The following is a 22,918-nucleotide window of genomic DNA, read 5'->3' as shown; positions in this document are numbered from 1 at the left end:
GACTTTTTTTGCATCGCAGCTCACCGCGCTGCCGCGCGCGACACGCCGAGACCGATCCGGCCCACCCCGCACCCCCGCCCCACCCTCCCCCACGGCCGCCGCCCGCGACGTCGGCGACACGCGCCGTACGCCCCGGCAAACCGCCGCGAAAGCGGCGCAGGCCGCCATAAGATCCGCACAACGTGACCCCCGACCCCCGTGCGGAGCCGTAATGGAGAAGGTCCCCCCCGGCGTCAACCCGACGGTCCCCAACGTCGCCCGCGTCTATGACTACTGGCTCGACGGCAAGAACAACTACGCCGTGGACCGGGCCATCGTCGAGGCGAGCAACAAGGTGCTGCCCGACGCACCCCAGATGGCGCGCGCCAACCGGGAGTTCCTCGGCCGCGTCGTCCGTTACCTGGCCCAGTCAGGGATCCGCCAGTTCTTCGACCTCGGCTCGGGCCTGCCCACCGAGCAGAACGTGCACCAGGTCGCCCAGGCGATCGCCCCCGAAGCCCGCGTCGTCTACGTCGACTACGACCCCGTCGTGCTCGCCCACGGCCGGGCGCTGCTGGCCGACAACGGCAGCACGCGCATCGTCACCGCCGATGTGCGCCGGCCTGAGGAGGTCGTGCACCACCCCGACGTGGCCGGCTTCATCGACTTCCGCCGCCCGGTGGCGCTGCTGATGTTCGGCATCCTGCACCACTTCAACGACAACGAACGCCCGCATGACGTGGCCGCCTACCTGCGCACGGAGCTGGCCCCCGGCAGCTATCTGGCCATGTCCAACTTCCACACCCCCGGCCCTGACATGCCCGAGGTCCACGCCAAGTTGTCGGAGATGGAGCGCATCGGCCAAGAGCAGGTCGGCAGCGTGCGCTTTCGCACCCGGGACGAGCTGATGGCCTACTTCGGCGACTTCGAGCTGCTGGACCCCGGCCTGGTGCCGCTGCCCGAATGGCGTCCCGACGGCACCGAGACCGCCCAGATGGCCGACGGTTACCACGGCATCTTGGGCGGGGTCGCCCGCAAGCCCTGGTAACCGGCTCCGCCCGATCCCTTCCCGCCCGCCGGCACGCGCGCCCGCCGGCGGGCGAATCCGTCCGGACCCGTCCGGACCCGTCCGGACCCGTGCGAACCCCTCCGAAGCCGTCCGGATCCGCGCGATCCCTATCCGCCGCGGCGGTGATGCGGGCACACTGGTGTGCGCTGGGCGCGGCCGGGCCGTCCCCCTGGGGGACTGGCCTGACATCATGCACATCTGTCATCTGGTCAGCGGCTGCCGCCGCCTGACCGTCCTCACCGTGATCGCGGTCCTCGCGTGGGACGAGGCCGGGCTCGCGCTGAGCCGCGCGCTGCCCCAGCTGGCCCTGGCGATGGCGTACCTGAGCGGGCTGGTCGAACTCGCCGCCCCGCCCCTGCCGCCCGACGACTCGCCCCGTCCGCACCCGCTGCTCCTGGAGGTGGGGCACCTGCTGCCGGACTCCACGCTGGCGCGGGTGCTGCTGATCCCGGCCGGCTTCGTCGCCTCGCTGGTGCTCATCAGCGCGGCCGAGGTGCTCCTGCCGCAACCGCCGTGGGCCATCCGGCTCTGGCTGTTCGGCGCCGCGCTGCTCCCGCTCGCGGTGCTGCCTGCGGCCTGGACCGCGCATCGGCGGCACGCGCCCAGCTGCCCCGGCTGCCGTCGCCACCTCAACCAGCCCCGGCGTTAACCATCGCGTGTATCTGGTGCCACCAGTCTTACCGACACCCCGTTAACGACCCCCCTTGGAACGGAGACCCATGCCCCGCCCGCATCCCCGCCCGCATCCCCGACTGCCCGCCGCCCTGCTCCCGCTCATCGTCGGCTACGGTCACCTGTACGGCCGCTGCGGCCTCGCCGTGTACGGCGTCGTCGCGTGCCTGGCCCTGGCCGGGGTGCCCGTGCACGCAGTGGTGGCCTGGCCGATGCTGGTCAGCATGGTGGCCGGCCTCGGCGCCGAGCAGGTGCACGCCCGCCGCTACTGCGACTGGTGCACCCGGGCCCTGCCGCTGGACACCCAGGCCCAGATCGCCCGCAACCGGTACGCCCTGCGCACCTGGCACCGCCTGCCCCGCTCGGGACGGCTCCTCGCCGGCCTGACGGCCCTGTGGGCGGCCAGCCTGGCGGTCGCATTCGGCGGGCGGGCCGCCGGGGTGCCGGTGGAGGTCAGCGGGCGCATCGCGCTGGGCATGCTGGTCGGGCCGATCGCCGTGCTGGGCCTGGTGAGCCAGATCCACCAGCGGCTGCGGCCCTGGTGTCCCTGGTGCCGACGCGGCGGCGGAGGCGAGGAGCCGGGCGAGCCGGAACCCGGCCCCAGCCACGGCAAGCCGCTGCTCGCCGACCGCTGAACGACGAGCCCCCGCCCCGGATCGTCCGGGGTGGGGGCCGGACAACACGACAACGCCCGCCCGCCCCCGGAAACCGGGGGCAGGCGGGCGTGGCGACATATCCGTGCTCGTTGTGATCCTCGGCCCCGTGCGGGACCGCCATACCAGGCCACCCTAGAGGGCGGCTCGGACATTTCGGCGACGCGACGCGAGCTAGCGCAGCGGCATCAGCGGCCGGCCGTCGTCGGTGCGCGGATCGGCGACCGGCGTCACCTTGGCCCGGGCCGACAACCACGCCCAGCCCACGATGACCATGTCGATGACCTGCTCGACGCGGGCCTCATCCAGATCCCACTGCGGCGGGATGAGGCCGAGCGCGATCGCGATCCGCACCACGCCGATGATGGCCAGGGCGATGGCGCCGCGCAGCAGCAGCGGCTGGCGTACGGAGAAACTGACCACAGGACCTCCAGCAAAAGAGCGCACGCGCCCGCGCGTGCGGGTATCAGCGTTGGGGCGGCCGCCACGTCCACGTGGTCCGCCAGGTGAGCTCGTCCACCTCGCCGGTGGCCAGCAGCCCCACGGCGGACTGGAACGCCTCGCACACCCCGGCGGACTGGGGGCCATAGACGCCGTCGACGTCCAGGCGCCAGCCGCGCCGGACCAGCCGCTCCTGCCACATCCGCACGTCCGGCCCGCGCAGGTACGGCCGGACCAGCCGCAGCGTGCGCACGAAGGACGGCACCCCGTCGGGCATGGGCACCGGCTTGGGCGTCTTGCCGGCCGGCGCGCCCGGCCGCGGCGCGCCCCGCCGGACCCAGGCGTACAGGGGGCCGCCGGGGCAGCTGGTGGCGTACCCGTCGCGGTGACCCTTGACCTCGCGGCCGGCTCCGGCCTTGGTTCGCAGCAGCTCGATCCCGTCGCACAGGGCGTGCAGCAGCTCGTCGGAGGGGGCGACCGCGCCGGAGGAGCCGACCAGCGCGCAGATGGCGTAGTGGTCGTCGTTGAGCCCGGCGCCGTTGGCGGCCGGGATCACCCCGAGCCCCCGCCCCATGATCACATAGCGGTGGGGGCAGGCCAGCAGGTTGTAGCCGATGTCGATGTACTTCTCTCCGCGCCCGCCCGCCATGTGCATGCGCTGGATGTCGCGGGTGAGCTTCAGGCAGATCCCGTGATCGGTGACGATCTTGGGGTTGACGTAGGACCCGGTGTAGTGGATCTTGACCCCTTTGGTGCGGGTGATGCGCGTGGGAGTGCGCGCGGGCCGCGCCGCCTGCCACTGTTCCCGCGTGACGATCTTGACCATGCGTCCCCCCAGCGTCAGGACCGCCACACGGCCCAGCCGATCATTGCCAGCTCCACCAGCACCCACAGCCCCAGCAGCCACCACACCGCCGCCCGGGCGCGTGGGTCGTGCTCGCCGCTCACGGCTCCTCCCGGTGCTGGTCGATGTGCGCGCGCAGCCCGTCCTCCACCCGCGCCACGCCGTCCTCCACTCGGCCCACCGCGTCCCGCAGCGTGGCGCCGCCGTCATGGCTGAGCTCGACCTCCAGCGCGGCCATCCGCGCCTCCACCCCCGCCATCCGCGCCTCCACCGACGCGAGCCGCTCGGGGATGCCCGGCCGGGCCGGCACCCCCGGCCTGGGCTGCTCGCCCTGCCAGTCGTCGAGGAAGTGGCCGACCCGGCGCAGGAAGCGCCACGCCCACACCACCATCCGGCCGAGCAGCACCAGCAGGGCCAGGCCGCCGGCCACCGTGGCGGCGGCCGCGAACAGCTGCAGCAGCTCCGGGCCGGTCACGGCTGCGCCCGTGCTCGTCCTGACCCCGGTGCGGCCAGCGGCGCGGTGCCGTGGAGCGCTCGCAGCGCGGCGCCGTAGGAGTCGGGCGTGACGCCGTTGACGTAGCTGATGCGCTCTTGGACGACACCGTGTTCCAGCCGTTCCAGGTCGGAGAGGAACTGCCGATCGGCGACGTGGTCCAGGACCAGGACGGTCTGGCGGATCGGGGCCAGAAGATCGCTCGGCGCGTCCGGGTCGCGCAGCGCCGAAGCATGCTGCACGACGCCGCCGTCGTGCAGCGACTTCACCTGAGCCACCAGGCCGAGCAGCGCCTCGCGCGCCGCCTCTTCGCTGACCCGGGTCGGGAACACCAGCGGGAGCTCACCGGCCGCCTGGTGCACGCGCAGCATCGGCATGTGGACCAGCACGTCCACGAGCACCGAGACATCGGTCAGCCCAAGCTGGCCGGCGTATCCTTCGATCGCGATCGCGGGGAACAGGCAGGGCAGCAGTCCCCCCGCCATGATCTCGGGCGGCACCTCACAGACGACCTCCCACCACGGCTGCTCGGCCGCGTCCGTGCGTGCGGTCACGCTCACGATGTTCCAGTGGACGGCCACGCACCCTCCCTCCTGCTCGGCTGGCGGGTGCGCACTCACACGCGGTAGGCCCAGATGTTGGCGAAGATGGCGGCATTGACGTTGGAGGCGATGCGGACCTCGACCCCGGTGTTGGTCCGGTTGCGGGTGAAGCTGCCGAAGATGTCGGTGCTGGTGTCGGCGGTGAACTGCACCGCCGGGGTGCCCGCCAGATTGACGCCGAAGGTGATGCTCCAGCCGATCCCCGCGCCCAGCGACAAGGCGAAGCCCACCACCGCGGTGTTGGCGTCGGAGACCTGGAAACGACCGCGGAGCCGCAACCAGGCCCCGCTGGTCTCCACGGTGGCCCCGCCGGTGGAGTCCAGCCGCGCCGAGGAGGAGGTGCCCGAGATGTTGCCGCCGTTGACCTGGTCGTTGAGGGCGCTGTACATGGCGAAGCCGCCGGCCGACATGTCGAGCACGGCCTTGCGGGAGGAGATCGTGGTCGAACCGAACTGCATGCCGGCTCCGGTGACGTAGCTGGTCCAGTAGTGGTAGCTGGAGGCCGTCTCATACATCCGGATCTCGGGATCGGCCCCGATGAGGGGGTTGACGACCAGGCGTTTGCCGGAGGTGGAGGTGGAGGAGGTGATCCGGCCGACGATGTCCACCTGTCCGCCGGTGGTGATGGTGACGGTGTTCTGCCCGGAGCTGTTGACCGCCTCCAGTCCGGAGTCGGACAACTCCACCCGCGCCCCGGAGGGGGACCCGGCCACGATCCGGCTCGACAAGGTGATGGTGGCGGCGAGCTTGTCCGCGTTCACCGCTCCGGCGGCGATCTTGGCGGCGGTCACCGCGCCGGCTGTGATACTGGCGGCCTGAACGGCGTTAGCGGCCAGGTGAGTGGCCGTGATCTGGTCGGCGCCGACATGGCTGGCCGTGATCGTTCCCGCCGCGATCTTGGCGGCGGTGACCGCATCTGCCGCGATCTTGCCGGTGGTGATCGCGTTCGCGGCGATCTTGTCGGCGGTGACCGCGTCGCTTTGGATGTGACTGGCCCGCACCGCGCCGACGTCGATCTTGTCGGCCGTGATGGCGTTCGCGGCGATCTTGTCGGCGGCGATCGCCAGCGCCGCGATCAGCCCTCCGGTGATGGTCCCCGCGACGATCTTGTTTCCGGTGATCGAGGCGGGAGCCAGATGCGCCCCGCCGACCGCGCCGGCCAGGATGTGGCCGCCGGTGATCGACTCGGGGGCGATGTTCGCCCCGGCGATGATCTGCCCGATGATGTCGGCGTTGACCAGCGGCTGCGTCGAGACGGTCGCGGCGGCCGAGGGCGCCGAGGCGTTGCCCGAACGGTCCACCGCCACGAAGCGGATCTCGCGCGGCGCGTGGTACGGCTGCCCGGGGATCACGAGCGAGCCCTTGGTCTGCAGGTCGCCCACCTGCGCCCAGCCGGGCGCCAGCGGGTCCTGCATCTGGACCAGGAGTCGCTCGAAGTCGGCCGGCATCGGCGTGCCCCCGGCGGCCAGCCCGTCCCAGGCCACGTGGATGACGCCGAGCCGGGTGGACAGCTGCGGGGTGCTCGGGACCGGCGGCGGCGTGGCATCGTCCGGGATCACCGTCACGACCTGGGCGCTGAACTGGCCCGGCGTGCCCCGGCTGGTCGCGCGGACCTTGAACGCGTAGGTCTCCCCCACCACCAGCGGCGAGTAGGTCGCCGTGGTGTCGCCGCCGTCGATCGCGGCGATCCGCAGCCACACCTGACCGGCTACGTTGATCCGCGACCACAGCTCATACCCGTCGATGTCGAGCGCCGTGCCGGTGACGTCGGCGGTGACCGCCGACCAGGTGGCGGTGATCTGCCCGCGCGCGTAGCCGTGCTCGTCCAGGTACGCCTGCGGGTCGATGACCAGCCCGGCCGGGGCGGCCGGAACCCGGGCGGGCCCCTCGGGCGCGGGCTGCCCGCCGGACCCGCCGGTACCGGTGCCGCCGGCGATGATGCGCTGGGCCTGCCGGGCGAGCTTGATGTCCCGCTCCAGGAAGCGGTCGCCGAGCAGCGCGTTGCCGCCGATGACGCCGTCCTCGTCGGCCGAGACGGTGATCTGCCGCACCCGCACCCGCTGCAGGCTGGCGTCCGGGCCGGGGGCGAGGACGAAGTCCCCCGGGGCGTAGTCGGCGAGCGGGAGCCAGCGCGCGCCGTACGGCGTCAGCGCCCGGGTCAGCTGGGTGCGCGCGGCCGCCACCCGGCCCAGCGCGGTCTGCCCCAGCAGCCTCGCGGTTCCGGTGTCGGACACCCCGCCCTGCGACTGGGCGGTCTCCCACCGTCCCCAGGGGGTCGCCGCGGCGGGGTTGGTGACCTCCAGGCGCAGCCCGGCCTCTCCGGTCACCAGGACGGCACTGGCCAGGTCTTCCAGGGTGCTCTCGACGGGGGCCTCGGTGATGTCCCGGCCCAGCCGCAGATCCACCACGGCCGCCCCGCTGGCCTTGTCGGCCGCCATGACCGTGTCCGGCTTGTAGGCCTGCAGAATCCGGCCGGACATGCGCCAGTCGATCAGCCCCTGCTCGCTCAGGTTGAGCAGCAGGGTGAGCAGCGGCGTGCCCGGCTCGACGGCCAGCGTCAGCAGCTGCCCCCACGGCTGCCCGGCCGAGTCGGCCGAGGCGGTGAAGTCGGTGCTCAGCCCGGGCAGTGCGCCGCGCGACTGCCCCTCGGTCGTGATCGTCCGCACGATCGCGCCGGCCGGCACGGCGGAGAACGCCCGCTTCCCCTCGACCAGCGACGGCCCGCCGTACAGGACGTTCTTGCGCAGCATCCAGGCATAGCCGGGGCAGCTGTAGCGCTGCTCCCCCGCCGGGTCGGCATGGTCGGCCTGGCGTCGGATCAGCAGGAACCGGCCGCCGGGCGGCTCGATCCAGGCGCCGCCGGCCACGGCGTACTCCAGGCCCACCTCGCACGGCGCGGCCAGCACCTCCGCGCCGGGGGCGTGCGCTGGGTAGCTGAAGGACAGGCTGGAGACGTCGTTGAGCGGGAAGGCCGCCTCGATCTTGGTGGGGTGCGCCAGCACCCCCTGACGGGCGCCGTTGGGGGCGTACGCGACGAGCCGCATGCCGAACGGCGGAGCCGAGCCGGCGCGGATCAGCTCAGGAGGCATCGCCGCCGTCCCGGCGGGCCTCGGCGAGCTCGGCCTGCAGCTGCGCCACCGCAGCCCCCAGCACCGCGACCTCGTACACCAGGGCCTCCATCGCGGCCGCGTGGCGGCGGCGCAGCTCGGCGATGATCGCCTCTAGCGACACGCTCAGGTCGTCGCTCACCGGCCCTCCCTTCGGGCGAGGCGCTGCCGGTCGAAGTCCAGGCGGCGCGCGGCGAGCAGGATGGGATCGAGCACCGTGGCGTCCCGGATGGGCTGCAGGGCGTCAGCCGTACGACGTGCGCCCGTACGGCCGGCGCCAGCCGTACGGCTCGCGCCGGCGACGGTGACGGTGGCGTAGGTATCGGTCACGGCGGCGACCTGGGCGTCGAAAGCCGCGCGCGCGGCGGCGGCGTCGCTCAGCGCGGGCGTGGGCGGCGCGAGACCGGCCCGCTGCTGGTAGTGGCGCAGCACCGGCTCCCAGATGATGATCCGCAGCACCTGGTCCAGGTCGGTCAGGCCGTACTCGACGGCCCGGTTGTCCACCGCCTCTTTCGGAACGAAACAGTCCAGGTGGCCGCCGGGCATCACCGACTCGGGGACGTGGTAGACGATCACCCAGAACGGCATCGAGGCTCGCGCATCGTCGATGGCCTCGACGCCGGTGACCTCCCAGACCTCCAACTGGCCCACCCCCCGCCGAGGTCCGTAGGATCACGGGGATGAGCGCGGACGACCCCGCCCCCGACGGTTCGATCCCGATCTCCGACTGGCTACGCGCGCAGGTGACGGAGGACGTCAGGAGGTAGAACGAGGGGCGCCGTTAACCAGGGGTGCCGGTAAGAAACGCGTCATGAGCCCCAAACGAGCAGCGGATAACCAACGCGCCATCAGCCGCCAAGCAGGCGCTGACCTGGGGAATCAGCCGCCAACGAGCAGTTCCGCAGGCGCGGGCGGTGCGCGGCGCACCCAAGCTCGGGGATCCCGCCGCGCGCCGAGTACCTCTGGACGCTCCCAGATCACGACGGGATCCCAGGAAGCCGGCTCCCACTCTGTGCGCCGTGCTGCGCCCGATGGCGACAGGACGCGGCCGAGGACTCGGGCTTGGTGTCAGCACGGATCACGACCTTCCCCGCGGAGTGAGCGCCGTACGGGACTACGCTGAGCCCATGACGGCCCCCTGCGGACACATGGACCTGGAGCCGGTCGCGTCCGTCACTGGAGCCGTCGTGGCGGCGCTGTGCTCCGGCTGCGGCGACCAGCTCGCGCCCGCGTTCCTGTGCGGCGACTGCGAGTGGATCACCATGGGCAGGATCGTGAGTCTCACGGACGGCGTCCTGGAGCACGGCCGGATGCTCGTCCGGTACTGCGACAGCCACCGCGCCGATCCCTACGCTCCTGTGCCGCCTCGCTCGATCGGGGTGACTGAGCGGGCCTGCGGGTAGCGCTTGCCCGGCGCCGGGTGAGGGCGCCCGGTGAAGCTGACCCGGGTGCCCACCGGCAGGGCGGGCTTGTCGGCGGGCAGGTCGTCACGGGAGACGAACCACGACTGGCCCGTCTTCTCCTCGGTGAGAAAGCCGGCCGTGTCCCCAGCCTGCCAGCGGGTGATCTGGCCGGTACGACGATCGCCGGACGCGGGCGGCGTGGCCCCGGCCTCCCGGCGGACGAACGGGGGAAGGCCGCCGTGCCGCCCCGCCGTGCCGGCGGCGAGTAGATCCTCAAGGTCAGGCGCGTCGGAGGCGGCCTCGCGCAGCGCGCTGGCGGTGTGCAGCCGTATCGCGCCGGCATCGACATCGAGGCTGGGCACGACCACGCGGACCCGCGCGCGCCGCAGCCGCCCGACCAGGGGCAGGAAGTCGGCGTCGCCGGTCAGCAGGACCGCCACGTCCCACCGCCGTCGCAGTGCGTGCTCGTAGGCGACCAGGGCGAGCAGGACGTCGGCGCCCTTCTCCTGACCGCCCGCCCAGTCCGCGTCATGACGGCGTACGCCCGCGGTGTCCAGGATCGCGTCGAAGGCGCGGGAGGGAGCCGAGCGGGCGCGGACGTAGTGCGCCTCCACCTCAGCGTCCCGGTGCCCGAGATGCCAGCGGAGCAGGTCGTGCAAGCCCTGGAAGGAGATGCGCCCCCGCGCCGGGTGCACGTGGGCGTAGTAATCGGACACGTGGGCCCACCAGCCGCCGTCGTAGACCACGCCGATCCGCACCGTCCCGAGCATAGTGGTGCGGCCTGGCGCTCACATGCGCCAGGCCCAGGCCATCGCCTGGATCGAGATGGCCACGGTCGAGGTGGTCAGCAGCAGCACGCCGGTCGTGGAGCGGTTGGTGACGCAGGTGCCGACCGTGATGTGGGACGGCGGGGAGGCCAGGGTGTCGGCGGTCCAGACGACCAGCGGCACCGAGGCCATGGTCGCGTGCCAGGACAGCGTCCAACCGATGCCGCCGTTGAACGGCATCGAGTACATCAGCAGCCCGGCGTCGGAGCCGGCGGTGGACCAGGTGCCCGAGTGCCGCGTACTGCTCGGCAGGAACGTCAGGCGCTGGACGAGCGAGGCGGTCTGGTAGCCGATCATCGCCTGGGATTGCTCGGCGCTGAGACGGCCGCCGTTGAACGCCAGCGTCCCCGGGTGCCGGACCCACACGTCCCAGGAGCCGGCCGCGTGCTGCACCAGCGTCTCGGCCGTGGAACCCGCGTTGGTGCCCGAGCGCTGGATCAGCGTGGCCTCGCCGGCGAACAGGCTGGCGTCGGAGTAGATACGGCTGAAGTTGGTCCCGGCCGAGGGGTAGAAGCGGATCTCGGGGGTGGCCGCGCCCGCGGGGTTGATGACGACGCGGGTGCCGGTGGTGCCGGACGACAACTGCCCGATGATCGACACCGCGCCGGTGGTCGCGGAGATGGACAGGGTCTGGACGCTGGAGGCGTTGTAGGCCTCCAGGCCGGTGGTGCTCAGCTCGACTCGGGCGCCGGTCGGGTTCCCGGCGACGATCCGGGTGGACAGGGTGAGCACCGCCTGGAGCTTGTCGGCGGTGACGGCGTTGGCCTGCAGGTGGCTGGTCTGGATCTGCCCGGCGGCGATCTTGGCGGCGGTCACCGCGTTCGCGGCCAGGTGCCCGGTGTTGATCGCCAGGGACTGGATCAGCCCACCGGTGATCGAGGCCGCGACGACCTTGTCGCTGGCCACCAGGGTGCCGTCGATCAGCTTGGCCGCGTCCAGCACCTCGCCGATCACATCGGTGTTGACCACGGCCTGGGTGGCGATCGTCGCGGTGGCCGAGGCCGCGGACTCGTTGTTGCTGCGGTCGATGGCGGTCAGGCGGAACTGGCGGCTCGCGCCGTACGGCTGGTCGGGCACCACGATGGACCCGGCCGACGTCAGGGACCCGACCTCGGCGTAGCCCGGCGCGAGCGGGTCCTGCATCCACACCCGCACCCGGTGCAGGTCGGCCGGCATCGGTACGGCTCCCGCGCCCAGGCCGTCCCACTCGACGTGGATGACGCCGAGCCGGGTGGACAGCACCGGCGCGGACGGGACGGGTGGCGGCGTGGTGTCGTCGGGGATCGTCACGGCCTGTGGCGGGGAGAAGCCCCCGGCCTTGCCGAGATTGATCGCGCGGACCTTGAACTGGTAGGACTCTCCCACGGTCAGCGGCGAGTACGTCGCCGTGGTGTCGGGGGCGGTGGTGGAGGTCAGCAGCGTCCACGGGGCACCGGTGGCGTTGAGCGCCCACCACAGCTCGTAGCCGCCCACGGTCAGCGCGACCCCGCCGGCGTCGGCGGTGACGGGCGACCAGCTCGCGGTGATCTGCCCGGCCGGGAAGCCTCCGGCGTCGATGTAGGCCACCGCGCCCACGGTCAGCCCGGTGGGGGCGGCGGGCGTGCGCGGCTCGGGCGCCTCGGGGGCCGGCCGCGCCCCGGTGCCGCCGTCGATCGTGGAACCGCCCACGATGCCCGCCGTACGGCGGGCCAGCCGGATCTGGTGCTCCAGGAAGCGGTCGTTGAGGGTCAGCGCCCCGCCCACGACCCCGGCGGCGTCGCGCCACAGGGTGATCTGGCGGATCCGCAGCGGCGTGGCGTGGCCGGCTTCGCCGGGGGCGAGCACGTAGTCGCCGGGGCGGTAGTCGCGGTAGGGCAGCCATCGCGCCGTGCGCGTGGTGATCTGCCGGGTGCGCTGGACGCGCTCACCGTCGGCGCGGGTCAGCGCCGAGGTGGCCAGCAGCGTCGCGGTGCCGACGTCGGAGACCCCGCCCGCGGCCACGTACTGTTCCCAGCGGCCCCACGGCCCCGGCGTGGGGCTGGTCTGCTGGTGGACGAACGCGCCCTCGCCGAGCACGAGCACCGCGCTGGCGGCGTCTTCGAGGGTGGCCTCATCAGGGGCGGCGAGCACGTCGCGGCCCAGCCGCAGGTCCACCGGGCCGTCCCCGGCGGCCAGGTCGCGGCCGAGCGTGGTGTCGGCCGCGTACAGCTGCAAGGTCCGGCCGGACATGCGCCAGTCGATCAGCCCCTGCTCGGACATGTTGATCAGCGCGGTGAGGGCGTCGATCCCGGGTTGGTAGTAGATGGTCAGGATCTGCGGCCAGGCGGCCCCGGCCGAGTCGTGGGCCGGGGTGAAGTCGTAGGCCAAGCCGGGCAGGGCGCCCCGGAACTGCCCTTCGGCCAGGACGGTCGCCATGATCGCGCCCGGGGTGGCCGAGAGGAACGCTCGTTTGCCGCTGACCAGCGGCGCGCTGCCGGGATAAAGGATGACCTTGCGGAGCATCCAGGCGTAGCCGGGCAGCTCGGCGGCGCGGGCCCCGCTGCGGTCAGCGGCATCGGCGCGGCGGCGGATCCGCACGAAGCGGCCGTCGTACGGCTCGGCCCAGCTCACCCCGCCGTCGGCGGAGTACTCCAGCGCGATCTCACACGGCTCGTCCAGCAGCTCGGCGCCGGGTCCGTGCGCGGAGTAGGAGATGCGCAAGGACGGCACATCGCCCAGGGGGTGGGCCGCCTCCAGCGTCAGCGGGTGCGCCAGCACCCCCTGACGGGCGCCGTTGGGGGCGTAGACGGCCAGCCGGACAAGCACACGCCGCCCCCCTTCGGCGCATGCGAAACCCCGCGGGTCGTCTTGACCGCGCGGGGCCGGTGGTGCTGGGGTGAGCGGATGGACGACGTGACGACGATCGTGGCCGATGTGACGGAGACGCCTCTGGACGAGGTGATCGGCCAGGTCGCCCTCGGGGACGCCCCCGAGTCGGGGATCACTTTCAACTCATCGATCTGACCCGCTCTCGATCTGACCGCGCCGCCGGGCCCCCGCAGCGGAGGCCCGGCGGCGGCTGTGATCAGAACGGCCAGTCGGCGTTGCGCCCCGACTCCAGGAGCGCCATCATCTGCCAGGTCGCGTCGGACAGACCGCCGAACTCGTGCCGGTTGGCCGACCCCGTCGGCATCGCCCCGGCGGCGTATCCGGCCAGGTTGAACCCGTAGATCGGCACGTGCGCGGGCACCAGGTCCGACACGCCCCGGCCCGGTGAGCCGATCGTCTGCATGTCCGAGACGATGACCACGCGCTCGTGCCCGGCGTAGGCGGCGCGCACCGCGCCGGGGATGTCGGTGCCGTGCCCGACTTCGCCGATTCGCTCGGTGAACGCCTGCGTCTGCTTCAGTACCGACGCGGCCGGCCGCAGGTGGTGCGTGAAGACGCCGTTGGCGAAGCCCACCAGGTCGCACGCGCGTGTGCGTGCGGCAAACGCGACGCCGAACAGCGCCCCCACCTCCACCCGGGAGACCGATGAGCGGCCGGACAGCGGCGCCTGCATGGAGGCCGAGGTGTCCACCAGGACGAGCGTGCGGCCCCCGAGGGCGGGGATGTTGCCCACCGCGTGCCCCAGCGCCTGTTCCAGGGCGTGTCCCCAGCGCAGGCTGGGCGCGGACTTGTAGGCGCTGTAGAAGCGGAACGGCAGCTGCCGGGACCGGCGCACCTGCTCGGGGTCGGCCAGCTGCGCGAGCACCGGGGCGATGACCTCGTCCGGCACGTCCGCCTCGTCGAAGTTGCGCAGGTTCCGCAGCCGCGCCATGTAGCCCATGGAAGGGATGATGGCCGCCCACGCGGCCGCGTCCATCGGCCCGTGCAGCCACCCGGCGAGGGTCTCCCACGTCATGCCCGCCTCGGCGAGCCGCCGGGCGCCGCCGGGCGCGAGCAGGACGGCGCGGCGCTGCTCCACGGGCAGCGCGGTGAGCTCGGCGCGACGGCGCACCATCTCCAGCTCCTCGGGCAGCGTGTCGCGGCCATGGCGGCGGTCGAGGGCGTGCTCGTGCAGCACGCCCTGCCGCCAGGACCAGATCCACGGCAGGACCTCGATCTCCTGCGGCGTCAGGGCCTCCCGCTGCTCGGCCGAGAGCCGGTCGAGCAGATCGGCGGGCGGCCGCCCCCTCCTGCCCGGCCTCCCCGAAGGACTGCACGCTGTAGCCGGCGCCGCGCAGGATCTGCGCGGTCAGGCTGCGCGCGGTCTCCAGATGCTCGGTCACCCGGATCGCGAACTGCGACAGCGTGATCATGTTCCCGGCGCTGCCGTCCGGCGCCGGGAGCATCCCCAGGCCGCTGTAGATCTCGCGATCGGGGTCCCACCAGCTGCCCCGGCCCCGGCCGGTGTTGGCGAGGAAGACCTCCGGGACGATGATCCTCGCCTTGGCCAGCCGCAGGTCCCGTAGCCAGCTGGTGTAGGTCTCGTCCAGAGCGTCCATCAGCATCTCGACGCCCGCGTAGTCGCTGCGCCCCAGGCTGGTCCCGCGCAACGTCCTGTGGGGGCGCATGTTGGGGATGTAGGACACCAGCAGGCCCTTGGAGAAGCCGCTGTCGAAGCCCCCGTCGCTGTCCACCATCGCCGCGAACCCCGCGGTCTCGGGGTGGTCCTCCAGTGGCACCTGGTAACCCAGCCGATCCGGGTCGCCGAGGTAGAGGCCGTGGAACACCCGGCCGAGCTCGTGCCGTTCCAAATGCCGCCACACCTGGCGGTGATCTTCACTCAGGACCCGCCAGAACGTCACCGCGTACAACCGGCCGCAGACGAACTCTGGGATCCCCGCATCGGCCGGGAGCACGTCGAGCACCGGGAAGTCGTGCATGGTGGTGTCCCAGCCGGCCCTTAAGTACGCCCCTCCGTAGGCGGCCGCCAGTTCCGCGGCCTCCAGCAGCACGCCGTAGACCCCGCCCTCGGCCAGCACCTGGTCCAGGCGCCGCTGCGCCTTGGTGCCCGGTACGCGCAGGGTCGGCGGCTCCGAGAACAACAAGTCGGCGGAAGTGGCGGCGATGTCGGAGGCGATGGGCACATGGAGTTTGGTGCTCCTGCTCTGTCCGGCCGGGGTCGGGGCGCCCCAGAACCAGCGGGCGACCCGGCCCACGACGCCACCGGCATATTGCAGCGGGCGGTCGTATCCCTTGAGGTCCAGTCCCAGCCCCGGCACCGCGCCCGCGCCGTACACCTGGCCCAGCCGGTCCGGGTCGCCGCTGTACCAGGCCCCCCACTGCGCGTACAGCCGCTGCTCAGGGCGGGTGTGCGGCGGCGGCCACTCCTGGTCCGTCGTGGGGAGCGGCATCACACCTCATCTCAGGTGAGGAGGACCCGCCGCCGACGAGCGGGGCGGCCGAGGGTCCTCCGGCGGGGCAGGACACGCACGCGCGCACGCGTGCGGCAGCGGTGGGGCTAACCCAGGACCCGCTCGGGCCAGTGCCAGCTGCCGCCCGGATGCGCGTCGGAGGCCGGCAGTTGGTCCGAGCGGCCGACCCCGCGGGCGTAGTGCGTGCCGGTCGGGTTGAAGACGGCCAGGCCGAGGGTCCAGCCGTCCTGGCCGACCTCGGTGACGATCGCCGCGCGGCAGGTGCGCGTGTACTCCCCGCCGGGCGTGCCGTAGGAGGTGTAGTGCACGATGGAGCCGACCGCAGGGGCCTTGTTCACGATTTCTCCCAGCTCAAAAGGTCAGGTGACGGGGATCAGGCCGCAGGGCAGGACCGGCTGCTCGACGGTGCCGGTGATGCGGACCCACGCCTGGTAGGTGCCGTCGGTGAGCACCACCGGCGATCCGGGGCCGACCAGGATCCGGGCGCGCGGCAGGCCGTCGGCCGACGGCGAGGTCCAGGAGGCGGCCTGCCACTGGCCGCTCGTCGGCTCGACGCCGGGGGCGGTGAAGGCCACCTCCACCGGCTCGAAGCCGGCCGCGCCCTGGATGACGAAGTACAGGTACTCGCGTGAGAGCGAGCTGATCGGCTCCACCGGGCCTCCCCTCAGTCCTCGGGCGGGCCCGCCCGCCAGGCACGCCAGGCGCGGCCCGAGGCGCGCAGGCCGAACAGGCGCACGGGGCCCCGGGCCGCCAGCGGGGCGCTCGGCCGCCCCAGCGGGCGGGCCTGGCCGGCGGTCAGGGCCGGGAGCAGCGGCACGAACTGCGGCGGCAGCGGACGGATCATCGCCGCCGTGGACGTGTGCCCCGCCGGGGGCAGCGCGCGGTCCTTGCGCGCGCCGAAGGGCACCACGCTCGACGAGACCGGGACGGGCGCGAGCGCGCCGCCGCGGCCCCGGCGTACGGCGCCGGCGCCGGCCAGATGCGCGGCGGGCGCCAGGAGGCGGCTCTTGGACGGCAGCAGCGGCCGGCAGTCCCCGGCCTCGACGACCGCGCCGATCCGCCGCTGGCCCGACACCGGCAGTGCCGCCTCGGCGGTGGAGGGGCCCGTGATCGCCACGGCGTGAGCCGCGCCGGGCGAAGAGGCGACCTGGCCGGCGTGGGCGCCGCCGAGCGGGCGTCGCTTGCCGGCGGGCAACGGCCGGGCCTGGGTGGTCTGGAGCGCGGCCAGTAGCGGCGCAGACGTGGCGGCCCGCAGGGGGAGGACGGACGCGGCCTCGGCGCCCGCCGCCGTCGGGCGGGCCTTGCTCCGGGGCAGCGGGCGGACTATGGCGAGCTGGGCCGCCGGGGTCAGAACCGGTGCCGATCCCGGCGCGGGCCGCACCTCGATCGCGGCCATCGCCCAGTTGCGCCCCGAGGTGGCCGACGTGGACGCGTGCAGCGTGACGGGCGTGCCGGCCGTGGCGGTGGGCGCCGCTTTGCGCAGCGCGATACCGTCCACGTTCAGGTAGACCTTGAACGCTTCGCCCACGTCGGTCGAGGTCAGGGTGCCGTTGGCGGAGAACTCCGTCGCGCCGCCCACGGTCCAGGTCCCCGCCACGCTGGAGGAGTACAGGGTCGGCGTGATGCTGCCGGAGCCGTCGTTGGTGGCGCTCTGGTAGACCTGCCCGACCGGGATGGCCAGGTCGGCGCCCCCGAAGGCGAACACCTTGAGCCCCAGGTCGTCCTGGTTGGTCTGGCCGCTCACGGTCAGCGCGGCCTGGGCGGCGGGCACGGCGGCGGTGTAGATGCGCACCTGGCCCAGGGGTGCGGTGGTCTTGGCCCGGCTGGTCCAGGTCAGCGCGGGGCTGGAGGACACCGTCAGCGCGGCCGAGGCCTCCTCGGCCATCAGCACGGCGACCAGGAGCGAGCCGGCCGGAGCCGCGAACGCGGCGGTGCTGATCAGCGACCCGCCCTCGACGAAGACCAGGGGCGGAGAGGTCAGCGCGCTGAGCGGCACCGTGCCCCCTCACGATCAGCCGAGGCGGGCCCGCCACGCGGACGCGGGCGGCTCCGCCGCCCAGGCGCGGATCGGCCCGCGCGGGGCCAGGACGCGGCCGCGCCGGCGGATCGGCAGCGCCGTACCCGTGGTGGCCGCCGGGGCCAGCGCGCCGATCTGGAAGGGCGCGGTGCCGACCAGGCGGGCCACGCCGGCCTGTCCGGCCCGCCCCACCGGGGCGATCTTGCCGCGCCCCAGCGGAGCCGCCGCCACGTCGAGCGTGGCCGGGGTGAGCGTGGCCGAGCGCAGGACGACGGCCTTGGCGCACTGCCCGGTCATCGACGCCGGCCCGCACGGCGAGGCCTTGGCGGGTGTCAGCATCCGGGCCTGTCCCAGCTGGGCGGCCCGGCCGATCCCGGGGGTGCTGTCGAGCGGACGGGCCTGGCCGGTCTCGATCGCGGTCCCGGCCGCCGCGGCGTGCGCGGCCATCACCGGGCGGGCCGTACCGCCGTGCGAGGCCCCCTGCAGCGGCCGCTCCTTGCGGGCCCCGAGCGGTCGCACGGTGTGCGTGGCGGCCGCGGGCCGCACCGGACGCGACGCCCGCAGGGGCAGCGCCTGGCCGGTCCCACTCCCCCGTCCCAGAAGACGCACCCGGGCCGGCCTGAGGGGCCAGGCGGTGCCGCCGTGCGCGGCGCGGCTCAGCGGCTGGGTGAGCTCGTCGGCGGCCAGCAGCGCCAGCAGCGCCAGTCCCCACCTCGGGAAGATGGAGGTGCTGGTGACCGTGACCGGGACGACCTGGTTCGGGCCCGTGGTGGCCGCGCCCTTGCGCAGCGCCAGGCCCTGCAATTCTCCGGGCAGGATGAGCTGGTCGGTGGCGTCGGCGGAGGACACGGTGCCGTTGAGGCTGTACTCCTGGGCGGCGCCCACCACCCAGGATCCGGCGGTGGGCACCGCCAGGCCGATGCTGTAGGTGCTCTGGGTGTGGTCGGCGGTACTGGCGAAGGCGACGTCGCCGACCAGATCGCCGTCAACGCCGTGGAAGGCGTACACCTTCATCATCACCGGGTCGCTGCCCGTCACCGAGACGGTCGTGCTGGCGGTCGCCGTCACCCGCGCCGCATGGATCTCCACGCGCGGGGCCACGGCCGGGCCGGTCCCCACCTGGTAGATCCAGTCCAGGGCGGGGCTGGACGCCATGGCCACCTCGGAGGATGAACCTTCCGAGATCACCACCGCGACCAACGTGGTGCCCGCGCTGAAGGTCATGGGCGCGGTGGTGGCGGTCCCGAACAGGGCGCTGACCGGGGCGGGCCCGGGGGCGGTCGAGATGGCCACGGCGGCGTCCGGCGCTTAGGTGGCGCGGAAGAAGCCGGCCGCGTCCACCTGCATGACGATGTTGGAGCCATCCGGCGTGACCGCGAAGTCATGGCAGGTCATCGGGATGATCGCGCTGTCGGCCGAGGCGGCGGCGGGCCGGTAGCAGATCACCAGCTTGGCCCACGCCCCTCCGGCGGACTGGACATTGGTCCACGTCTGGTCGGGGATGTCGAGGTCCAGGCGGTCGTTGACGTCGTCGGGCGCGAGGGCGACCAGGTCGATGGAGCCCAGGGCCCTGCGGCTGTAGCCGGCGTTGGTCGCCTCGTTGGTGGAGCCCGCGACCACATCGGCCAGGGTGTCCTTGTCCTTGAGCACGGCGTCGGACTCGATGCCGGCGGCGGCCAGGGCCACGATGACCAGGGCGCATCCGGACGGGTCGCCGATCTTGACGCGGTGATAGAGCTCGGCGACGCGGCCCAAACTGACGTTGAAGCAGAAGTCGGCCATGGCGCCTTCCGTGAGCAGGACGGGGTCGGCGCTGCGCCGACGGGGAGCGGAGGCCAGTGCGCGGCGGCGCCGCAGGGGCCCGGTCAGGTGTCCTGGCCGCCGGCGGCCCCTCAACCACCGGCGGCCAGGACGGATGGGGGGCGGCTCGACGCGCGAGAACGGGGGCACTGGCGCGGAGCGGCCCACCCGGACCCCGCCCTCCTCAGGGCGAAGGAGAAAGGAGGGCGGGGGGTCGGGCAGGGGTCAGGCGCACGGCACGGGCACCAGAAGCGGAGACCAGGCCGCCGCCGTGGTGTGCAGGCCGTACCGGGCGGCGTCCAGGCTGTGGTCGTCGATCTTGACGGGGTGATCCTCGCCCTTGTCGGCCTTGGCCTCGTCCCAGCAGTAGCTGCCGATCTCGGACAGGAACCCCGAGCACGAGGCGTGCACCCGCAGGTGGTCGGCGGCGATCAGGTTGCTGACGGTGCGGATGCCGTCGTTGACCCGGTTCGCGCCCAGGGTGGGGGCGAACCCGTCCCGAAACAGCTGAGCCACGAAGCTCGCGGCGCTGGGATCGACGATCAGCCACTCGGGCCGCACGCCGCGGGTGCCCGCGCCGTAGGCGTCGGGGACGGAGTCGAGCCAGTCGGTGAGCGCGGCCGAGTACTCGGCGTCGGTGAGCTGGCGGCGCTTCTCGCGCGAGTCCCAGCGCCACTCGCTGGCCAGGTACAGCCGCCGCTGGCCGGCCTCGTCGGGGACCGACACCCCGACCAAGATCGCGCTGAAGGGATTGGTCGTGCCGTAGTCCACGCCGACCGCCAGCCACCGTTCCATCGGCGGTAATGCGGTCACCACATGCCGATCCGGATCCCACATGTCATAGATCGCGCCTTCGGCCATTACCCACAGGCCCAAGACGAAGCGCTTGTACCACAGGCCGGTGAATTCGGCCTTCAAATTCGCGACATACGTGGGATCGAGCGCCGGGTTGTCATCCAGAGTGAAATGCCAGTGGCGCATGTCCAGCTCGGACGCTCGCCGGATGAATTTCTTGTGCAGCCAATGATTAGGCGCGTCCGGATTGGTCGTGCCAAACAATTTCGCGCCGGGCAGGGACATGCGTGCCAGGAGTTGTTCAAAGAACGACTCCGGTAGCAGTGTCACCTCATCGACGTAGGCTCCTGCGCAGGTCAGGCCGCGCAATCGCGACTCGGCGCGCACATCGGCCGCTGAGATGATCTCCACTCTCCGGCCCAGGATATTGGCCGTCGGCGCGCCCCGGGTATGGAAGATCCGCCGCGCCACGGGGCCGGTGAGCGACGGGTCCGTCAGCGGCTCGAAAACATTCCTGCTGATCGTGTCTGCGGTTTTCCCGACGATGACGAGATGGCCACCGCGCGGGGCGGACACCACATAGGTGAGCCACCGCAGCAAAGAGGCGATGGTTTTCCCCGATCGTATGCTTCCCGTCCACAGGTTTATTCGCGCCGTGCTTTGCGCGATGGATTTTTCCTGGGCGGGAGACAAATGCACGATCGGGCGCAGGGCCCGCGCGCTCACGCCGCCGCACCCTCCGCGCCGTCCGCGCCCTCCGGGGCGTGTGCGCCGTCGTCCTCCTGGGGCGAGGCCTCCAGCACGTCGATGACCTCGACCTCGGCCGGCGCGTGCCGCGTCTGCAGCGCGGTGAACAGCGACCCCAGCAGCGAGGCCACGTCCCCGTCCCCGGCGCCGTTGCGGTGGATCAGGTCCAGGCCCAGCAGCGCGCAGCGGCGCATGATGAGGCGCTCGGCGGCTTCGACGGACTTCACGTCGCCGCCGCAGGCCCGCGTCCACACCCCGGCCATGAGCCGGTCCAGCCGGTCCAGTTCCAGCCGCAGCAGTTGCTCGGAGGACTCGTGCTGGTCCTTCATGGTGGCCGCCAGCGCCCTGGTCACGTCCTTGTTCGCCGCCCCGGCGCTGGCGTAGCCGAGCTGGTCGGCGATGACGGCGTAGGAGACTCCGGCCAGGCGCATCTGCACCGCGCGCGTGCGGCGCTGGGCGATCTGCACCTGGCGGGCCTTGGAGACGGTCACACACACCCCCCGGGACCGGACGGGCCGCACGCGTGTGCGCGTGCGGGAGAAGATCAGGTCGCGTGCGCGCGCAGCGCGGCCAGCACGATGCGGCCCACGCTGGTCTCGCCGTCGCGGTCACGGATCGCCCGGATCAGGGCGATGGCCTCGGCGTGCTCCTCTGGCGCGAAGACCACCAGCAGTTCGGCCCGGCCGCTGGAGGCCGACGCCGGCGTCAGCGGCGCCGCGGGCCCCGGCGCCGCGGCCTCGGCGGCCGACGAGGCACTCGGGTGCGGGCCGCGCGCGGCCCCGGCCTCCTCCTCCGGTGCGCGTACGGCGGCCGGCGGCTCGGCACGCTCGGGGCGCTCCTGGCCGACGACCTCCACCCAGGCCGGCAGCGCGGCGTCCAGGTCGGCCAGGTCGTCGGGCGTCCACCCGGTGCCGGCCAGATCCGGCAGCGAGGCCAGCAACGCCGCCAGCGCCGGGTCGTCGTAGTGGCCGTAGTCGCTGATCCGGTTGTCGGCCAGCATGATGCGCAGCGCCTGATCGTCGTCCACGTCCAGCAGCAGCGCCGGGGTCATCGCCAGGCCCTTGGCCTGCGCGGCCCGCCAGCGGTGCTCCCCGGCGATGATGCGCATCCGCGAGCGCTGCACCAGCGTGGCGCCGTACCAGCCGTTGCGCTCGATCGACTCGCCGATCAGGCCCACATCCCCGCGATGCGGGTTGTCCGGATGCGGCTCCAGTTGCTCGGTCGGCACCAGCACGTACTCCTGCGGCAGCACCTCGGCCACCGGCTCCCTCCCCCTTGCGTGTGGTGAGCGGCGGCCCGGCGGGGCCGGCCTGCAGGTCAGCGGTTGATCCACACCGACTCCACCGCGTGGCGGCGTAGGTCCGAGGCGGCGTTGCGGACCCGATAGTCCAGGCGCACCCAGCCGCGCAGCAGCTCCTCATACAGCGGCGAGCAGTAGCCGGACAGCACCACCGTCCCGGCGCAGGCCGACAGGGCCGCCAGCAGGCGCCGGTGGCCGGCCTCGTCCTCCAGCTCGGCCACGTACCGCCCCGAGGGGGTCCGGACCTGGCGCAGGTAGGGCGGGTCGACGTAGAAGGCGGTGGCAGGGGCGTCCATCCGGCCGATCAGCTCTACGGCGTCGCAGCACTCGATGTAGGCGTCCCGCAGCCGGTCGGCGTAGGCGTGCATCAGCGCCGCCTGGCGCTTGGCGGTGTGGGCGTTGGAGCTGCCGATGGCGTGCGTGGGCCGCCGCCAGGACCCGCCGGCCTCGCCCGAGCGTGACTGCATGCACTGGATCCACCAGCGCCGGGCCCGCTCGACGTCGGCGGCCGCCGCGTCGCCCAGGCGGGCGGCGGCGTGCTCGGTGCGCGCGTACGGCGTCAGCGCGATCAGGCGCTCCAGCTCCCCCGGCCGGTCGCGCAGGGTCCGCAGAAAGGCGATCAGATCGCCGTTGACGTCGTTGAGCACCTCGATCGGCACCGGGGCTTTGGCGAAGAACACGGCCGCGGACCCGGCGAACGGCTCGACGTAGGCCGCGTGGGACGGCAGCAGCGACACGATGTGCGGCGCCAACCGTCCCTTACTGCCGTAATACTGGAAGGGCGGTCTGATCGCACACCCCTCTCCCCCGTACCCACGCCGCGAAGGGTTGCCCTGTGTCCCGTGAACCTG

23 protein-coding genes are annotated in these 22,918 nt (G+C 73.1%); 4 read left to right on the top strand and 19 right to left on the bottom strand.

All coding sequences use genetic code 11. The features are described 5' to 3' along the window. Positions 1–211: 211 nt before the first annotated feature. From D5H75_RS38625 to D5H75_RS38615, 3 genes are all read left to right on the top strand, one after another. Entirely contained in the window at positions 212–1,027 is an 816-nt protein-coding gene (locus D5H75_RS38625) for an SAM-dependent methyltransferase (RefSeq protein ID WP_119931586.1), read from the top strand. 211 nt (positions 1,028–1,238) lie between these two features. Further along, the gene (locus D5H75_RS38620) at positions 1,239–1,697 is read left to right on the top strand and encodes a hypothetical protein (protein ID WP_119931585.1); all 459 of its coding nucleotides are present in this window, start codon (positions 1,239–1,241) and stop codon (positions 1,695–1,697) included. A 70-nt stretch (positions 1,698–1,767) separates the two neighbouring features. After that, positions 1,768–2,355: a hypothetical protein gene (locus tag D5H75_RS38615; RefSeq protein WP_119931584.1), complete on the top strand. Its 588-nt coding sequence runs from the start codon at positions 1,768–1,770 to the stop codon at positions 2,353–2,355. Positions 2,356–2,547: 192 nt separating this feature from the next. On the opposite strand, the gene D5H75_RS38610 is transcribed toward D5H75_RS38615, so the two are convergent. The 7 genes from D5H75_RS38610 to D5H75_RS38585 all read right to left on the bottom strand — a co-directional run bounded on the left by D5H75_RS38610 (position 2,548) and on the right by D5H75_RS38585 (position 8,502). Next, positions 2,548–2,796 carry a hypothetical protein gene (locus D5H75_RS38610; protein WP_119931583.1) on the bottom strand — a complete coding sequence of 83 codons (249 nt, stop codon included), beginning with the start codon at positions 2,794–2,796 and terminating at the stop codon, positions 2,548–2,550. A gap of 43 nt (positions 2,797–2,839) precedes the next feature. Further along, a complete protein-coding gene (locus D5H75_RS38605) occupies positions 2,840–3,667 on the bottom strand; it encodes a peptidoglycan recognition protein family protein (protein ID WP_242454760.1) in 828 nt (275 codons plus the stop codon). Between the two features lie 91 nt (positions 3,668–3,758). Further along, the gene (locus tag D5H75_RS38600) at positions 3,759–4,133 is read right to left on the bottom strand and encodes a hypothetical protein (RefSeq protein ID WP_119931582.1); all 375 of its coding nucleotides are present in this window, start codon (positions 4,131–4,133) and stop codon (positions 3,759–3,761) included. Further along, complete coding sequence (locus D5H75_RS38595; protein ID WP_147425439.1) at positions 4,130–4,705, bottom strand: hypothetical protein; 576 nt, start codon at positions 4,703–4,705, stop codon at positions 4,130–4,132. Before D5H75_RS38595 ends, D5H75_RS38600 begins: the two co-directional genes overlap by 4 nt. Positions 4,706–4,767: 62 nt before the next feature. Then, complete coding sequence (locus D5H75_RS38590) at positions 4,768–7,842, bottom strand: phage tail protein (RefSeq protein ID WP_119931580.1); 3,075 nt, start codon at positions 7,840–7,842, stop codon at positions 4,768–4,770. Then, positions 7,832–8,002 carry a hypothetical protein gene (locus D5H75_RS42430; protein ID WP_202638938.1) on the bottom strand — a complete coding sequence of 57 codons (171 nt, stop codon included), beginning with the start codon at positions 8,000–8,002 and terminating at the stop codon, positions 7,832–7,834. The genes D5H75_RS38590 and D5H75_RS42430 overlap by 11 nt, the downstream gene beginning before the upstream one ends. Beyond that, on the bottom strand, positions 7,999–8,502 hold the full coding sequence (locus D5H75_RS38585) for a hypothetical protein (protein ID WP_119931579.1): 504 nt from the start codon (positions 8,500–8,502) through the stop codon (positions 7,999–8,001). Before D5H75_RS38585 ends, D5H75_RS42430 begins: the two co-directional genes overlap by 4 nt. A 485-nt stretch (positions 8,503–8,987) precedes the next feature. Here D5H75_RS38585 and D5H75_RS41080 point away from each other — a divergent pair, with 485 nt between their 5' ends. Continuing rightward, positions 8,988–9,263, top strand: a complete 276-nt coding sequence (locus D5H75_RS41080) for a hypothetical protein (protein WP_147425438.1) — start codon at positions 8,988–8,990, stop codon at positions 9,261–9,263. Here D5H75_RS41080 and D5H75_RS38580 read toward each other — a convergent pair. The 12 genes from D5H75_RS38580 to D5H75_RS38525 all read right to left on the bottom strand — a co-directional run bounded on the left by D5H75_RS38580 (position 9,209) and on the right by D5H75_RS38525 (position 22,858). Next, complete coding sequence (locus D5H75_RS38580; RefSeq protein ID WP_202638937.1) at positions 9,209–10,021, bottom strand: NYN domain-containing protein; 813 nt, start codon at positions 10,019–10,021, stop codon at positions 9,209–9,211. The two genes, D5H75_RS41080 and D5H75_RS38580, sit on opposite strands and share 55 nt — an antisense overlap. 30 nt (positions 10,022–10,051) lie before the next feature. Next, the gene (locus D5H75_RS38575; RefSeq protein WP_119931577.1) at positions 10,052–12,874 is read right to left on the bottom strand and encodes a fibronectin type III domain-containing protein; all 2,823 of its coding nucleotides are present in this window, start codon (positions 12,872–12,874) and stop codon (positions 10,052–10,054) included. 259 nt (positions 12,875–13,133) lie between these two features. Continuing rightward, positions 13,134–14,114 carry a TROVE domain-containing protein gene (locus tag D5H75_RS38570; RefSeq protein WP_242454759.1) on the bottom strand — a complete coding sequence of 327 codons (981 nt, stop codon included), beginning with the start codon at positions 14,112–14,114 and terminating at the stop codon, positions 13,134–13,136. A gap of 1,380 nt (positions 14,115–15,494) precedes the next feature. Continuing rightward, positions 15,495–15,746, bottom strand: a complete 252-nt coding sequence (locus D5H75_RS38565; protein ID WP_202638936.1) for a hypothetical protein — start codon at positions 15,744–15,746, stop codon at positions 15,495–15,497. Positions 15,747–15,767: 21 nt separating this feature from the next. Further along, on the bottom strand, positions 15,768–16,061 hold the full coding sequence (locus D5H75_RS38560; protein ID WP_119931576.1) for a hypothetical protein: 294 nt from the start codon (positions 16,059–16,061) through the stop codon (positions 15,768–15,770). Positions 16,062–16,072: 11 nt separating this feature from the next. Then, complete coding sequence (locus D5H75_RS38555) at positions 16,073–17,404, bottom strand: hypothetical protein (protein ID WP_202638935.1); 1,332 nt, start codon at positions 17,402–17,404, stop codon at positions 16,073–16,075. Positions 17,405–17,419: 15 nt separating this feature from the next. Next, entirely contained in the window at positions 17,420–18,718 is a 1,299-nt protein-coding gene (locus tag D5H75_RS38550; protein ID WP_147425437.1) for a hypothetical protein, read from the bottom strand. A gap of 15 nt (positions 18,719–18,733) precedes the next feature. Further along, the gene (locus tag D5H75_RS38545; RefSeq protein WP_119931573.1) at positions 18,734–19,207 is read right to left on the bottom strand and encodes a hypothetical protein; all 474 of its coding nucleotides are present in this window, start codon (positions 19,205–19,207) and stop codon (positions 18,734–18,736) included. A 243-nt stretch (positions 19,208–19,450) separates the two neighbouring features. Further along, positions 19,451–20,746: a PBSX family phage terminase large subunit gene (locus D5H75_RS38540; RefSeq protein ID WP_202638934.1), complete on the bottom strand. Its 1,296-nt coding sequence runs from the start codon at positions 20,744–20,746 to the stop codon at positions 19,451–19,453. Beyond that, entirely contained in the window at positions 20,743–21,258 is a 516-nt protein-coding gene (locus D5H75_RS42425) for a hypothetical protein (RefSeq protein ID WP_202638933.1), read from the bottom strand. Before D5H75_RS42425 ends, D5H75_RS38540 begins: the two co-directional genes overlap by 4 nt. 53 nt (positions 21,259–21,311) lie before the next feature. Next, entirely contained in the window at positions 21,312–22,028 is a 717-nt protein-coding gene (locus tag D5H75_RS38530; protein ID WP_147425436.1) for a ParB/RepB/Spo0J family partition protein, read from the bottom strand. A 56-nt stretch (positions 22,029–22,084) separates the two neighbouring features. Beyond that, the gene (locus tag D5H75_RS38525; RefSeq protein WP_277950005.1) at positions 22,085–22,858 is read right to left on the bottom strand and encodes a DNA adenine methylase; all 774 of its coding nucleotides are present in this window, start codon (positions 22,856–22,858) and stop codon (positions 22,085–22,087) included. Between the last annotated feature and the right edge of the window lie 60 nt (positions 22,859–22,918).

This window comes from Bailinhaonella thermotolerans (assembly GCF_003594875.1).
Classification (GTDB): domain Bacteria; phylum Actinomycetota; class Actinomycetes; order Streptosporangiales; family Streptosporangiaceae; genus Bailinhaonella; species Bailinhaonella thermotolerans.
The sequence above is the reverse complement of the archived record's forward strand: the minus strand, read 5'-3'. Positions and strand labels throughout refer to the sequence as shown.

Bases quoted from the DNA above. Each gene is read 5' to 3' on its own strand.
- D5H75_RS38625 (WP_119931586.1), top strand. From the start codon at position 212: ATGGAGAAGGTCCCCCCCGGCGTCAACCCGACGGTCCCCAACGTCGCC.
- D5H75_RS38620 (WP_119931585.1), top strand. From the start codon at position 1,239: ATGCACATCTGTCATCTGGTCAGCGGCTGCCGCCGCCTGACCGTCCTC.
- D5H75_RS38615 (WP_119931584.1), top strand. From the start codon at position 1,768: ATGCCCCGCCCGCATCCCCGCCCGCATCCCCGACTGCCCGCCGCCCTG.
- D5H75_RS38590 (WP_119931580.1), bottom strand. From the start codon at position 7,842: ATGCCTCCTGAGCTGATCCGCGCCGGCTCGGCTCCGCCGTTCGGCATG.
- D5H75_RS41080 (WP_147425438.1), top strand. From the start codon at position 8,988: ATGACGGCCCCCTGCGGACACATGGACCTGGAGCCGGTCGCGTCCGTC.
- D5H75_RS38545 (WP_119931573.1), bottom strand. From the start codon at position 19,207: ATGGCCGACTTCTGCTTCAACGTCAGTTTGGGCCGCGTCGCCGAGCTC.